At 65.9% G+C, this 13,869-nt stretch carries 12 protein-coding genes; 7 read left to right on the plus strand and 5 right to left on the minus strand.

The window, feature by feature from the left end; genetic code table 11:
• The first annotated feature begins 46 nt into the window (after window positions 1–46).
• Entirely contained in the window at window positions 47–505 is a 459-nt protein-coding gene (nrdI, locus tag AC5Y4Q_RS05100; RefSeq protein WP_064922272.1) for a class Ib ribonucleoside-diphosphate reductase assembly flavoprotein NrdI, read from the plus strand.
• On the plus strand, window positions 472–2,643 hold the full coding sequence (gene nrdE / locus AC5Y4Q_RS05105; protein ID WP_064922273.1) for a class 1b ribonucleoside-diphosphate reductase subunit alpha: 2,172 nt from the start codon (window positions 472–474) through the stop codon (window positions 2,641–2,643). The genes nrdI and nrdE overlap by 34 nt, the downstream gene beginning before the upstream one ends.
• Before the next feature lie 84 nt (window positions 2,644–2,727).
• Here nrdE and AC5Y4Q_RS05110 read toward each other — a convergent pair whose 3' ends face one another.
• Window positions 2,728–3,114 carry a DUF5997 family protein gene (locus AC5Y4Q_RS05110; protein ID WP_064922274.1) on the minus strand — a complete coding sequence of 129 codons (387 nt, stop codon included), beginning with the start codon at window positions 3,112–3,114 and terminating at the stop codon, window positions 2,728–2,730.
• 28 nt (window positions 3,115–3,142) lie between these two features.
• On the opposite strand from AC5Y4Q_RS05110, the gene AC5Y4Q_RS05115 reads away from it, so the two are divergent.
• Complete coding sequence (locus AC5Y4Q_RS05115) at window positions 3,143–3,856, plus strand: LysR family substrate-binding domain-containing protein (RefSeq protein WP_065019457.1); 714 nt, start codon at window positions 3,143–3,145, stop codon at window positions 3,854–3,856.
• A 98-nt stretch (window positions 3,857–3,954) separates the two neighbouring features.
• On the opposite strand, the gene AC5Y4Q_RS05120 is transcribed toward AC5Y4Q_RS05115, so the two are convergent.
• Window positions 3,955–5,136 (minus strand): NAD(P)/FAD-dependent oxidoreductase, encoded by a 1,182-nt coding sequence (locus tag AC5Y4Q_RS05120; protein ID WP_064923919.1) that lies wholly within the window; start codon window positions 5,134–5,136, stop codon window positions 3,955–3,957.
• 119 nt (window positions 5,137–5,255) lie between these two features.
• Here AC5Y4Q_RS05120 and AC5Y4Q_RS05125 point away from each other — a divergent pair, with 119 nt between their 5' ends.
• Window positions 5,256–5,993 (plus strand): TetR/AcrR family transcriptional regulator, encoded by a 738-nt coding sequence (locus AC5Y4Q_RS05125; protein WP_064923918.1) that lies wholly within the window; start codon window positions 5,256–5,258, stop codon window positions 5,991–5,993.
• 20 nt (window positions 5,994–6,013) lie between these two features.
• Here the strand turns inward: AC5Y4Q_RS05125 and AC5Y4Q_RS05130 are convergent, their stop codons facing one another.
• A complete protein-coding gene (locus AC5Y4Q_RS05130) occupies window positions 6,014–7,246 on the minus strand; it encodes a PucR family transcriptional regulator (protein WP_064923917.1) in 1,233 nt (410 codons plus the stop codon).
• A 154-nt stretch (window positions 7,247–7,400) separates the two neighbouring features.
• On the opposite strand from AC5Y4Q_RS05130, the gene AC5Y4Q_RS05135 reads away from it, so the two are divergent.
• The 3 genes from AC5Y4Q_RS05135 to nrdF all read left to right on the plus strand — a co-directional run bounded on the left by AC5Y4Q_RS05135 (window position 7,401) and on the right by nrdF (window position 12,060).
• Window positions 7,401–9,350, plus strand: coding sequence for a hypothetical protein (locus tag AC5Y4Q_RS05135; RefSeq protein ID WP_064923916.1), 1,950 nt, complete (start codon window positions 7,401–7,403; stop codon window positions 9,348–9,350).
• Window positions 9,351–9,469: 119 nt separating this feature from the next.
• Window positions 9,470–10,987 (plus strand): flavin-containing monooxygenase, encoded by a 1,518-nt coding sequence (locus AC5Y4Q_RS05140; RefSeq protein WP_064923915.1) that lies wholly within the window; start codon window positions 9,470–9,472, stop codon window positions 10,985–10,987.
• A gap of 98 nt (window positions 10,988–11,085) precedes the next feature.
• Complete coding sequence (gene nrdF, locus AC5Y4Q_RS05145) at window positions 11,086–12,060, plus strand: class 1b ribonucleoside-diphosphate reductase subunit beta (protein WP_185746683.1); 975 nt, start codon at window positions 11,086–11,088, stop codon at window positions 12,058–12,060.
• Window positions 12,061–12,230: 170 nt separating this feature from the next.
• Here the strand turns inward: nrdF and AC5Y4Q_RS05150 are convergent, their stop codons facing one another.
• Together AC5Y4Q_RS05150 and AC5Y4Q_RS05155 are read right to left on the minus strand one after the other, a co-directional pair.
• On the minus strand, window positions 12,231–13,148 hold the full coding sequence (locus AC5Y4Q_RS05150; protein ID WP_064923914.1) for an NADP-dependent oxidoreductase: 918 nt from the start codon (window positions 13,146–13,148) through the stop codon (window positions 12,231–12,233).
• 6 nt (window positions 13,149–13,154) lie between these two features.
• Window positions 13,155–13,856 carry a nitroreductase family protein gene (locus tag AC5Y4Q_RS05155; protein ID WP_064923913.1) on the minus strand — a complete coding sequence of 234 codons (702 nt, stop codon included), beginning with the start codon at window positions 13,854–13,856 and terminating at the stop codon, window positions 13,155–13,157.
• Window positions 13,857–13,869 lie beyond the last annotated feature (13 nt).

The raw sequence follows: 13,869 nt of genomic DNA on the forward strand, positions 1-13,869 counted from the left end.
GGGTCGGGTACGGGTGGAGTCTGACTGAGAGCTGAAGGGGGTCGCCGTGTCTGCGGAGTCTGCATGCAGCCTGGTGTATTTCTCCTCGGTATCGGAGAACACCCACCGCTTCGTGCAGAAGCTGCGGCTGCCGGCCATCCGGATTCCGCTGCACGGGCGCATCGAGGTGGATCACCCCTACGTGCTGGTGCTGCCGACCTACGGCGGCGGACGTCAGCAGCCCGATGTGAACGAGGGCGGTTACGTGCCCAAGCAGGTCATCGCCTTTTTGAACAACGAACACAACCGGAGTCTGCTGCGCGGCGTAATCGCCGCCGGCAACACCAACTTCGGTGCGGAGTTCTGCTATGCCGGCGACGTGATCGCCCGCAAGTGCGGGGTGCCGTACCTGTACCGATTCGAATTGATGGGAACCGACGAGGACGTCCAAGCCGTCCGCGCGGGTTTGGCTGATTTCTGGAAGGACGAGGCATGCCACCTACCGCTGCAACTGCAGAGCAGGTAACCGCAACCACCCGCAGTGCTCCGGTGGGCGAGCTGGACTACCACGCGCTCAACGCGATGCTCAACCTGTACGACAGCGACGGCAAGATCCAATTCGACAAGGACGTGCTGGCGGCCCGGCAGTACTTCCTGGAGCACGTCAACCAGAACACGGTGTTCTTCCACAACCAGGACGAGAAGCTCGACTACCTGATCCAGAAGGAGTACTACGAGCGCGAAGTACTCGACCAGTACTCGCGCAACTTCGTCAAGTCACTGCTGGACCGGGCCTACGCCAAGAAGTTCCGGTTCCCGACATTTCTGGGCGCGTTCAAGTACTACACCTCCTACACGCTGAAAACCTTCGACGGCAAGCGCTACCTGGAGCGGTTCGAGGACCGGGTGTGCATGGTGGCGCTGACCCTGGCCGCCGGTGACACCGCACTGGCCGAGAAGCTGGTCGACGAGATCATCGACGGCCGGTTCCAGCCGGCCACCCCGACGTTTTTGAATTCCGGCAAGAAACAGCGCGGCGAGGCGGTCAGTTGCTTCCTGTTGCGCATCGAGGACAACATGGAGTCGATCGGCCGCTCGATCAACTCCGCACTGCAGCTGTCCAAGCGCGGCGGGGGAGTGGCGTTGCTGCTGACCAACATTCGCGAGCACGGCGCCCCGATCAAGAACATCGAGAACCAGTCCTCCGGGGTCATCCCGATCATGAAGCTGCTGGAGGACTCGTTCTCCTACGCCAACCAGCTCGGCGCCCGCCAGGGTGCCGGGGCGGTGTACCTGCATGCCCACCACCCGGACATCTACCGGTTCCTGGACACCAAGCGGGAGAACGCCGACGAGAAGATCCGGATCAAGACGCTGAGCCTGGGCGTGGTGATCCCCGACATCACCTTCGAGCTGGCCAAGAAGAACGAGGACATGTACCTGTTCTCGCCCTATGACGTCGAGCGGGTCTACGGCGTTCCGTTCGCCGACGTCTCGGTCAGCGAGAAGTACTACGAAATGGTCGACAACTCCGCGATCCGCAAGACCAAGATCAAGGCGCGCGAGTTCTTCCAGACCCTCGCCGAGCTGCAGTTCGAGTCCGGCTACCCCTACATCATGTTCGAAGACACGGTGAACCGGGCCAACCCCATCGCCGGCAAGATCACCCACTCGAACCTGTGCTCGGAGATCCTGCAGGTCTCCACCGCGTCGCTGTACAACGATGATCTGTCGTACGCCAAGGTGGGCAAGGACATCTCCTGCAACCTGGGCTCGCTCAACATCGCCAAGGCCATGGACTCACCCGACTTCGGCCAGACCATCGAGGTCGCGATCCGGGCGTTGACCGCGGTGTCGGATCAGACCCACATCTGGTCGGTGCCGTCGATCGAGCACGGCAACAACGAGTCGCACGCCATCGGGCTGGGCCAGATGAACCTGCACGGCTACCTGGCCCGCGAGCGCATCCACTACGGCTCGGAAGAGGGCATCGACTTCACCAACATCTACTTCTACACCGTGCTGTACCACGCGCTGCGGGCGTCGAATCGTCTTGCGCTGGAGCGGGGCAAGGCGTTCGTAGGATTCGAGAAGTCCAAGTACGCCTCCGGGGAGTTCTTCGACAAATACCTCAACCAGGTGTGGGAACCGAAGACGGCCAAGGTGCGCCAGCTCTTCGCCGACGCCGGTATCCGGATCCCGGACCAAAGCGATTGGCAGCGACTCAAGGAATCGGTTGCCGCGCACGGCATCTACAACCAGAACCTGCAGGCGGTTCCGCCGACCGGGTCGATCTCCTACATCAACCACTCGACTTCTTCGATCCACCCGATCGTCTCCAAGATCGAGATCCGCAAGGAAGGCAAGATCGGCCGGGTCTACTACCCGGCGCCGTACATGACCAACGACAACCTGGAGTACTACCAGGACGCCTACGAGATCGGCTACGAGAAGATCATCGACACCTACGCCGCGGCCACCCAGCACGTGGATCAGGGGTTGAGCCTGACGCTGTTTTTCAAGGACACCGCCACCACCCGCGACGTGAACCGGGCGCAGATCTACGCCTGGCGCAAGGGAATCAAGACGCTGTACTACATCCGGCTGCGGCAGATGGCGCTGGAGGGCACCGAGGTGGAGGGTTGCGTCAGCTGCATGCTGTAAAGGCTCCCCGAGTGTCGGGTTGATGCACGCGTTTGGCTCTTCGGCGTGTATTAATCCGACACTCGGCGCTGCGCAGGGCGAGCGTCAGCTCTCGCGGGCCCGTTCCGCATGTAGCGCCTTGAGGCGTCGCTGCTCGCCCAGCACCGCCTGGTAGCTCTCGCGTTCGGTGACCAGCCACGGCGGTTTCTCCTCGAGCAGCGCATTGATCTGCTCGGTGGTGAGCGCACTCTCAACGTTGTTGCGTGCGAGTGCGGCGATCGAGACACCCAGCTTGGCGGCCACCAGGTTCTTCGGATGCGGCCCGTTCTTGCGGAGGTCCCTCAGCCACTGCGGCGGGTCGGCCTGCAGGGCGGCGAGCTCGCTGCGGGTGATCGGGCCGGCCTGGAACTCCGCCGGTGTCGCCGGCAGGTACACGTCGAGCTTCTTCGCCGCCGTGGCGGGTTTCATGGACTGCGCGTTCGGCCGGCTCATGCAAGCAGCGTATCGGTAGCCTGATGCGGTGACCCGGCTCTCCCTGACCCTCGGGTACGTCCCCGGCGGGACGCCCGCGAAGTGGGCCCGGATCTGGGCGGAGCGCCACCCCGAGGTCGCACTGCAGCTACAGTCCGTCGCCGCCGCGGAGGCGGCCGCCGCGGTTCGCGACGGCACCGTCGACGTGGCGTTGCTGCGGCCGCCGGCCGACGCCTCCGGGCTGGCCGTCATTCCCCTCTACGACGAGACGACGGTCGCCGTGGTCCCGACCGACCACATGGTGGCCGCCGCCGACGAGATCACCGCCGCGGACCTCGACGGCGAGCCGATACTGCTCCCACTCGACGACGTACTCGCCTGGGCCGGTGCCCCCGGCGCCCCGGTCGATTACCGGCCCGAGACCACCAAGGACGCAATAGAACTCGTCGCCGCGGGGATGGGGGTGCTCATCGTTCCGCAGTCGCTGGCCCGGCTGTATCACCGCAAAGACCTGACCTACCGGCCGATCACCGACGCGCCCGCCTGCCCGGTGGCACTCGCCTTCCGGCACGGGTCGCAGTCGGTCCTGATCGAGGAGTTCATCGGCATCGTGCGTGGCCGCAGACCGGGATCCTCGCGGGGGCAGGCGCAGCCGGTGCCGAAACGCACTGCGCGGGAGAAGACTTTGGCAAAACAGGCTGCCCGGGCCGCGGCGGGCAAGGTCGCAAGGAAGCCGGGCCCGGGCCGGCGCGGTCGGCGCTGAGTCAACTAGGCGTCGACTGTGCGTTTTAGGCGCCATCGTCGGCGAGTCGCGTACGAAACGGCACACTCGCGCTTAGGCGCGGGCGATCCGTTGGCCACTCAGTACCGGTGCGCCGGCCCCTGCTGCCCGGCGTACATCCGCCGCAGCATCTTGTCGCGGACCCAGCCGTTGTCGATGAGCTTGATCCCGGTGTTGGCGATCGCTGGAATGCCCGCGAGCTTGTGAAACACCCGGCCGCGCCGATACTCCCGGCCCCAGGCGGCCTCCATCCGCTGCGCGTAGTTGCTGAAGTCGTCGGGGCCACCGTTGGTCAACGCCGCGACGGCGCACTCACCGGCGGCCAACCCCGATTCCAGCGCCTTGGAGATGCCCGCCCCGGAGGCGGGCTTGCCCGCACCCAGGGAATCGCCGGCGAACAGCACACCCGGGCGCCACGGCGGCCACGCGGTGAAGCCCATCGGCAACCGCCAGGCCCGCACCGTCTTGGATTCCTTCAGCTCGGTGATCGACGGCAACTCCCACTCGGCCGGCAGCGTCTCCAGGAACTCGCCGAGGAACTGCGTGGCGTTGATCGCCTGCCAGTTCTTGTAGCTGTTGACGTAGCCCAGACCGACGTTGACCCGTCCGCCGCCCAACGGGAACACCCAGCCGTAGCCGGGGAGCTGGTCGCCGTGAAACGCCAGCTTCAGATAGATGTCGAGGGAATCGACATCGGGACGCGCCGCGGGCATCTCGGCGCGGATCGCGATCGCCGAATAGCCGTTGTAGGCCGAGTCGAGCTTGAGCGCCCGCTTGATCGGCGAGTAGGCGCCGTCGGCGGCGATCACCGCGTCGGCCCGCACCTTCTCGCCGCTTTTGAGCACAACCCCGGTGACCCGGCCGGCGTCGTCGAGTAGCGGTGCGGCGGCCTCGGCGGACTGGCGGACCTGCGCCCCGGCCGATTCGGCGTGCTTGAGCAGCAGGGTGTCCAGCTCGGGCCGGCGGGCTACGTAGCCATGATCGGGCATCCCCGGGCGGCGCGGAAACGACAGCTCCCACTCACTGGGGCTGAACACCTTCACCCGGTTGACCTGGTGGAATTTGTCGACCTCTTCGGCCAGCCCCATCTTCTGCAGATAGCTGACGGCGCGGGCGGTCAGCCCGTCGCCGCAGGGCTTGTCGCGCGGGAAGTCGGCCTTGTCCAGGACGACGACGTTCGCGCCGGCCTGACGGGCCTGCCAGGCCGCTGCCGATCCCGCCGGGCCGCCGCCGACGATGGCCAGGTCGAATCGTTGGGTCACTACATCTCGTCTCAAATATGCGCGTTTGTGCGCCACGGGAACTGTCTACCGATGCTAACGGACCAGGTCACCGCGCGGTCTCCCCAGGTCAGCCCCGGCAACGCGGTAAGGTGCTTGACGTGCGCGGAACCAGTAGGCCCAAGCCGGCCGACAACGGCGGGCAGAAGGTCGATGCGCGCAGTGAGCGTTGGCGCGAACACCGCAAGAAGGTCCGCGGCGAGATCGTCGAGGCCGCCTTTCGGGCGATCGACCGGCTCGGCCCCGACCTGAGTGTGCGCCAGATCGCCGAGGAAGCCGGTACCGCCAAGCCCAAGATCTACCGGCACTTCGCCGATAAATCCGACCTGTTCCAGGCCATCGGGGAGCGGCTGCGCGACAAGCTGTGGGCGGCGATCTTCCCGTCGATCGACCTGGCGACCGACCCGGTCCGAACCGTGATCCAGCGCAGTGTGGAGGAATACGTCGCCTTGGTCGACGAACATCCCAACGTGCTGCGGTTCTTCATCCAGGGGCGCTTCCCGGAGCGGTCGGAGTCGACGATGCGCACGCTCAACGAGGGCCGCGAGATCACCCTGGCAATGGCGGAGATGTTCAACAACGAGCTGCGCGAGATGGAGCTGGACCGCTCCGCGATCGAGCTGGCCGCGTTCGCGGCCTTCGGCGCGGCGGCCTCGGCGACCGACTGGTGGCTGGGCTCGGACCCGGACAGCCCGCGGCGGATCACCCACGAGGCGTTCGCCAGCTACTTCACCACGATCATCATGGGCGTGGTCAACGGCACCGCCGAACTACTGGGCATCACCATCAACCCGGACCGGCCGATCCACGAGGCCGTGCAGCGCCAGCCGGTCGGCTGATTTTCGCTGCGCTGGGCACCTCACAGCTGGCGGGCGCCACGCCAATGCAGTGCCTCCAAGGCCACCGCGACGTGCACGCTGTTGTCCTCCAAGGGCCTCGGCAACAGTTCATTGGCGCGAGTTAACCTGCGCAGCAGCGTGTTTCGGTGGGTGAACATGCGCTCTGCGGTGCGCGATGCGTTGCACTGCTGCTGCACGAATGCCAGGACTGTCTCCCGGAGTTCGATGTCCGCCGATGCCAAATCTCCGAGGGTATGCGTGATGAACCGGTCCGCCAACTCCGGGTCGGCACTGATCAGCGCCACCAGTTCGATGTCGGTGAATCGCGCGACGCGCTGGCTTGAGCCCAGTCGTACCATCATGCGCTGAGCCGTGACGGCGTCGAGATGGCTGCGCCGGAACCCGTCGATGCCTGACGCCGTCGCACCGACCGCGATGTGCACCCCCGGCAGGTCGTCCAGAGCCGTTGCGACGGCGGCGAGGTCGGGGCCTGCCGGGCCGGGCACCCATACCCAGCGGGTCGCCGCGCTGGCGAGCACCGACAAGGCGCGCCGGCCATCATCGGTGCGTCCCAGTGCTTCGGCGGCGGCGTCGAGATCGGCCAGGTTGGCCATGGACTCATCGGCCCAGATCACCGCGGCGGTGTGGCTTTGTTGCAGTCGGTAACCGAGCCGGCTTTCGGCACGCTGTCTGGTGATGGCCGCGCCGTCGAGGATCAGCGCAACGGTCTCTCGCCGTTCGGCGTGCGTCCCCCGTGTCAGCGCCTCGCGTTCGATCTGCATCTGCGCGCAGATCCCGGCGATCGTCGCATCGATGAAAGACGTCAGCGAGCGGGCCGTCACGTCGAGGAGTTCGCGCAGCACGTCGGGGTCGCGGGTCAATTCGAACGCGGTCTGCATCCACGATCGCCACACCACATTCGTTCCCACTCGGTAGGCGTCCAGCACGGCCGACTCATCGAGGCCGCGGCGGAAACCGTCTCGGACGATGAGCAATGACTCCGTCGCGAGGTTGGCCGGTACCGGTTCTCCGGGGTGACTGACGTTGGCGGCCGCCCAGTGCAGCAGGTTGGAGCGGTTACTGCGGCGGATGCCTTCGGCGAGGACCGGGTCCGAGGCGATTGCCTGGGTGTACACGCCCGACAGGGTGGCCTCGTGTAGTTCGTCGAGTGATTCCGGGGGAGCGCTGACCATCAGCTGAGCGCCGTGCCGGATCAGTTCGCGTACCGGCTCCGAGGGCCGTGCCCAGTCCATGGCCAGAGCATAGGTCGGTGGTGCAATATGCACCGGCAATCGGGCGCATTAGGTGATAAATGCTCTTTCCTCTCCACCCGGGACCCCCGAACAATCAGGTCGCTATCAGGTGACAGCCGTCACAGCGCACCTTGACCACACACTGGAGGACCACATGTCGCGCATCGGATCCACACAACGCGCAGCCGTCGAGCGCGCCAACCGCAAGGCCGTTCAGCGGCGCCGGGTACGGCAGCGGCTGCGCGTCGTGGCCGCCACGGCACCAGGGCTGGCGGCCGGGGCACTGGCGATGGCGTTGGCCACCCCGCACGCGGTCGCCGAAGTGGCGCCGGCCGGAGCCATGCAATCGGTGATCGACCAACTGCTCGACGCGCAGCAAAAGATCATCGACACCAACAGCGACTACCCGTTCATCGTTCCGTCCGATTTGTCGTCGCTGCAGGGCTACACCCAGAACCTGGCGATCACCACGCTGCTGCTCGGGCTGAACAAGCTGAACACCAGCAGTGACAGCATCACCTGGGTCCCGTTCCCGTGGTCGGCGAACGTCGCCGAGCCGCAATCGCCGCTGATCCTGCCGAACCCCGACGACCAGTACGGGCCCATCGCGGTCGACCCCACCGCGACCTACACGGTCACGGTCAACCCCGGTGCGGGCACCCAGGATCTGTCCTTCACCGCCAACGCCGGCAACGGCGTGACGGTCGACTTCACCCCGGTGTCGAGCCTGGACTTGGCCGACGCCACCCCCAACGCCGACGGCACCTACACGATCATCCTCAGTGCCACACCCCACGACGGGAACTGGGTCGACATCTCCGGGGTGGGAACGGTGATGATTCGCAACATCATGGGCGACGGCGGTCTGCCGCACGACTACATCACCATTCATCAAGACGGTGCCACGGCAGCATCGAGTCTTCCGGAGTTGTCGCATGACCAGATGATCACGATGCTCGGCCAGCTTGCCGCGATCATGCCCTTGGTGAACGCCTCGGGTACGTACTACTCGCAGATGGAGATTCCGGACTCGTTGCCGGACAACACCATGACCGACATCTCGGCGACCAGCGGCGCGGTAGAGGGGATATCGACGCCGGGCCAGATCAGCAGCATGGGGCACTTCGAGCTCGGCCCGGATCAGGCGCTGATCATCAAGGCGCCCAACCTGGAGGCCGGGTACTTCGGCCTGCAGCTCTACAACGACTGGGGCCAGAACGTTCCCTATGTGACCGCGCAGGGCGGCCTCAACAACACCCAGATCTTCCAGGATTCCGACGGCTACACCTATTACGTGGTCAGCAGCAAGGACCCCGGCGTGGCGAACTGGGTCGACAATTCCTCGCTGACCGACGGCATCGTCGGGTTGCGCTGGCAGAACGTGACCGGAGATGTGACCAACCCGGACGTGCAGACCCAGGTCGTCAACATCGCCGACGTCAAGGACTATCTGCCCTCGGACACCCCGCTGGTCACGGCCGAGGAACGGGCCGCCCTGCTGCAGGAGCGCCTCTTCGACTACGGCTACACCCAAGACCAGGACCACAACATCGACTGGCTGGGCTGGAACCTGGTGTACAACCAGTTCAAGGCCGCGATGGGCCCAGAGGCGTTCGAGCAGATCTTCGGGGGCCAGACCGACGTACCGACGGTGCTGGACCGGATGACCGACCCGTCCCTGATGCCCAACCTCGACGCCGTCGCATCGGAGTTCCTGACCAATCCGGCCGGAAGCCTGGCGGCGTTCATCGGCAATCTGCCACTGGCGATCAAAGACGTGGAATTGCCGATCCTGCTGGCCTCGTTGAGCATGAAGGCGGTCATCGACGAGACCGCTCAAGCGGTTCAGGGCGATCTCAGCTCCGGCGACTGGACGCAGGCCTGGGCCGAGCTGAGCAGCGGTCTGCAGGGGCTGGGAACACTGTTCGACGACGCGTTCACCGACCCGGCGACCGGAATCATGGCGGGTCTGCTCAATGCGCGCGACGACATGGCGACCGGAATCCTGCACGCCGGCAACAGTTTCGATCTCAGTGGGTACTCGCCGCTGACGGATTCACTGGTCGACCTGAATCAGCAGGTAATGGCCGCCCTGCTGGGCTGAGTCGCCGTCGCCGTCGTGCCGCCGCCCCGCACGGCCCTGCGGGGTGGGCGGCACGACGTTGACGGACTCAGGTCCGGCAAACACACTGAACATCAGTACCCGCAAGGGAAGGACGCCTCATGACGCTTACCGACGAGACCGCCGAAGAAGCCGGCCAGCGCGCACCCGTACAGACCCGGGCGCTCATCATCGGAACCGGGTTCTCCGGGCTCGGTATGGGCATCGAACTGCAACGCCGCGGCGTCGACTTCCTGATCCTGGAGAAGGCCGACGACATCGGCGGAACCTGGCGCGACAACACCTACCCCGGCTGCGCCTGCGACGTCCCGTCGCACCTGTACTCCTTCTCCTTCGAGCCGAAGGCCACCTGGAGCAAACTGTTCTCACCGCAGCCGGAGATCCTGGACTACCTCAAGGGGGTCACCGACAAATACGGGTTGCGCCGCCGCATCCGGTTCGGGTCGCGCGTCGACCGCGCGCACTGGGACGACACCGAGTTCCGCTGGCATGTGTTCACCACGACCGGGCAGGAGTACATCGCCCAGTTCTTGATCTCCGGTGCCGGGGCGTTGCACATCCCGCGCGTGCCCGACATCGAGGGCATGGACGAATTTGCCGGGGCGGCTTTCCATTCCGCGCAGTGGGATCACAACGTCGACCTGACCGGCAAGCGAGTCGCGGTGATCGGCACCGGCGCCAGCGCGATCCAGATCGTGCCCGAGCTGGTTCGCGATGACGCGAAGGTGGCCCAGGTGCAGCTGTATCAACGCACTCCGCCGTGGGTGGTGCCGCGGCCGAACAGCCCGTTCCCGAAGGCACTGCTGACCGCCTTCTCGACCGTTCCGGGCCTGCGTCGCGGCGTGCGCACGACGATCTACTGGGCGCTGGAAGGTCTCGGCTTCGCCATGACCAGGAGGCCGAGCCTGCTGCGGGCAGTCGAGCTGGTCGGCCGGTGGAACATCCGCCGCAATGTCCGCGACAAGGAGCTGCGCCGCAAACTCACCCCGCGCTACCGGGCCGGCTGCAAACGAATCCTCTACGCGCCCAACTACTATCAGGCGGTCGCCAACCCGAAGGCGCAGCTGATCACCGAGCGCATCGACAAGATCACCGCCAGCGGGATCGTCACCGCCGACGGTGTCGAGCACCCGTGCGACGTCATCGTCTATGCCACCGGCTTCCATGTCACCGACTCCTACACCTACGTCGACATCAAGGGCCCGGGCGGGGAGGACCTGGTAGACCGCTGGAACCGCGAGGGGGTAGTGGCGCATCGGGGCATCGCGGTCGCCGGCATGCCCAACCTGTTCTTCCTGCTGGGCCCCAACACCGGCTTGGGGCACACCTCGGTGGTGTTCATGATCGAGTCGCAGATCCACTACGTCGCCGAAGCGATCACCGCGGCGGACGCCGCCGGGGCGCAGGCGCTGGCGCCCACCCGCGCCGCCCAGGACCGCTTCAACGCCGAACTGCAGCGGCAGCTGGGCGGGTCGGTGTGGAATACCGGCGGCTGCCGCAGCTGGTACCTCGATGAGCACGGCGTCAACCGGACGCTGTGGAGCGGCATGACGTGGCAGTACTGGCGCTCCACCCGTAAGCTGCGCCCGGCCGAGTACCAGTTCTCCGGAGTGGGCTGACGCGACACGGCAGACACAACTTCTTGTGTTGCCACGGGTTGTCGGCCCCCAGGGGTAGTGTCGAAGGCCTAGCTTTCCGCGGGTGAAATGGGGTTCTGGTGAGCGAGAAACTGAAGCTGATCGACCGGGTCTCAGCGATCAACTGGAACCGGGTGCACGACGACAAGGACCTCGAGGTCTGGGACCGGCTGACCGGAAACTTCTGGCTGCCCGAGAAGGTGCCGGTCTCCAACGACCTGCCGTCCTGGGGGACGCTGACCGATGAGGAACGCCAGCTCACCATGCGGGTCTTCACCGGCCTGACGCTGCTGGACACCATTCAGGGCACCGTCGGCGCGGTCAGCCTGATTCCCGACGCGCTGACCCCGCACGAGGAAGCCGTCTACACCAACATCGCGTTCATGGAGTCGGTGCACGCCAAGAGCTACAGCCAGATCTTCTCCACGCTGTGCTCGACCAACGAGATCGACGAGGCGTTCCGCTGGTCGGAGGAGAACGCCAACCTGCAGCGCAAGGCGGCCATCGTCATGCAGTACTACCGCGGGGACGAGCCGCTCAAGCGCAAGGTGGCCTCCACGCTGTTGGAGAGCTTCCTGTTCTACTCCGGCTTCTACCTGCCGATGTACTGGTCGAGCCGGGGCAAGCTCACCAACACTGCCGACGTGATCCGGCTGATCATCCGTGACGAGGCGGTGCACGGCTACTACATCGGCTACAAGTTCCAGCGCGGGCTGGCCATGCAGGACGAGGCCAAGCGCCAGGAGCTCAAGGACTACACCTACGAGCTGCTCTTCGAGCTCTACGACAACGAGGTCGAGTACACCCAGGATCTCTACGACGGGGTCGGGCTGACCGAGGACGTCAAAAAGTTCTTGCGCTACAACGCCAACAAGGCGCTGATGAACCTCGGCTATGAGGCGCTGTTCCCGCGGGATGAGACCGATGTCAACCCGGCGATCCTGTCGGCGCTGAGCCCCAACGGCGACGAGAACCACGACTTCTTCTCCGGGTCGGGGTCGTCGTATGTGATCGGCAAGGCCGTCATCACCGAGGATGAGGACTGGGAGTTCTGAGGTTCTCCCGTCTGGTGGCCGGGCACATCCAGTCCGGCCACTGAAGACATCGGTCACCAGGCCGCGGCTCGCTCGCGGACCTCGACGGCCGCCTGGAGCATCTGCTGGTTGCTGGTCAGCCAGCCATGACACCGCAGTGGCGGTGCGCACCGGAGAGCCGGCGGTGGCGCCTAGTCGGCGACGACGACGACGGTCTTTCCGTGGCTGCGCCTTGCGGGGTCGAATGCCGTCGGCACTTCGGCCAGTAAGCATGTCGCTCCCAGGATCGGGCGCAGCCGGCCCTCGCGGAGTCTGCGCTCCAGGACAGCCAGACCCGACCTGTCGGGCTCGACAACGAAAAAGATGGTCTGTGCGTCGGCGGGTCGAACGCGCGGCGGTTCGGCGATGGAAACCAGCGCCCCACCGGGACGCACCAGTGGCGCTGAACGATCGAGCAGCTCACCGCCGATCACGTCAAACACCACGTCCACCTGGCCGACATCCTCCAGCCGATCCTGTTGCAGATCCAGGAACTCAGCGGCGCCGAGGCCCAAGATCGTGTCCCGGTGTTCGGTTCGACCGCTTCCGATGACGCGCGCGCCGGCCTCGTGGGCCAGTTGTACGGCGAGGCAGCCAACAGCACCGGCGGCGCCATGAATCACCACTGTCTGACCGGCCACCAGACGCGCATGCGCGAAAAGCCCCTGCCAGGCGGTCAGTCCAGATATCGGCAAAGCGGCGGCCACCGTGTGGTCTACGTCGGCCGACAGCGGGGCGAGGTTGCGGGCCTCCACGGCGACGTATTCGGCCAGCGAGCCATTGCGGGCCCAATCGGTCATTCCGAAGACGCGCTGCCCCAGCGTCAACCCGGTTGTGCCGTAGCCCAACTCGGCCACGACACCGGAGACCTCGTGCCCAGGGACGCTGGGTGAGCGGTCACGCCCCGCGCGGTCCGTCCAGGTGGCCGGCCAGTCGAGCTCACCCGGCGTGAAACCGGCGGCGTGGACCCGGACGATGACGTCGTTCTCCGCGGCATGCGGGTAGGCGACATCGGCCAGCGAAAGCCCCGCGACACCCGCAGCGCGGTCCGTGGCAACAATTGCCTGCACGAGTACTCAACCTACCGTGGCCAGGTCGGGCGCCAGGTAGTCGTGCGGCCACAGCGGCTGAGGGACGTCGACGCCGAACGGTGTGCCCCAGTGGTTTCGTGATGAAACCTCTTGCACCGGGCGCCGATTGGCTGCTACGCCCCACCTTCCCCGGGGATATCCGAGTGCGAGCATGGCTGACATTGTCCAGCCTTCCTCCACCGGCACGCCCAGCAGTTCGTTGACGCGGTCGTTGAAATTGCGGAGGACCATCGTCATGACCCCACCGACGCCTTCGGCCCGGGCGGCCAGCAGCGCGCTCCAGATCGCCGGGTAGATGTTGGCCCCGCCGAGATCGTCGATGGCGAAGACGAAGAGCAGCAGGGGAACTTCTTCGAAATGGTCGGCCAGATAGTCCCCGGAGCCCTTGATGCGGCGCATCGTCTCGTCGTGTCGGGTCGGATCCGCGCCCGGGGCCGGCGCGACCATCGGTCCCGTGCCGGCCGCGAATTTCTCGTACTCGAGGGCGCGGCCCTGCCGGAACAACTGTGCCAGTTCACTCTTGAGTGCCGGATCGTCGACGGCGAGAAAATGCCAGCGCTGGGTGTTACCCCCGTTGGGGGCGCGCACGGCCGCATCCAGGATGCGGGCCTGGACGTCCAGCGGGATCGGTTCAGGCCGCAACCGCCGCATCATTCTGGTGGTATACAGCGCTTCGTGGATATCCATGTGCCTGCTCCTT

This window comes from Mycobacterium sp. NGS16 (assembly GCF_059813225.1).

What these genes read in the sequence shown, in the direction of transcription:
- AC5Y4Q_RS05135 (WP_064923916.1), top strand. Translation starts at nt 7,401, where the DNA reads ATGTCGCGCATCGGATCCACACAACGCGCAGCCGTCGAGCGCGCCAAC.
- AC5Y4Q_RS05140 (WP_064923915.1), top strand. Translation starts at nt 9,470, where the DNA reads ATGACGCTTACCGACGAGACCGCCGAAGAAGCCGGCCAGCGCGCACCC.
- AC5Y4Q_RS05110 (WP_064922274.1), bottom strand. Translation starts at nt 3,114, where the DNA reads ATGAGCCGGCCGAACGCGCAGTCCATGAAACCCGCCACGGCGGCGAAG.
- nrdE (WP_064922273.1), top strand. Translation starts at nt 472, where the DNA reads ATGCCACCTACCGCTGCAACTGCAGAGCAGGTAACCGCAACCACCCGC.
- AC5Y4Q_RS05130 (WP_064923917.1), bottom strand. Translation starts at nt 7,246, where the DNA reads ATGGACTGGGCACGGCCCTCGGAGCCGGTACGCGAACTGATCCGGCAC.
- AC5Y4Q_RS05155 (WP_064923913.1), bottom strand. Translation starts at nt 13,856, where the DNA reads ATGGATATCCACGAAGCGCTGTATACCACCAGAATGATGCGGCGGTTG.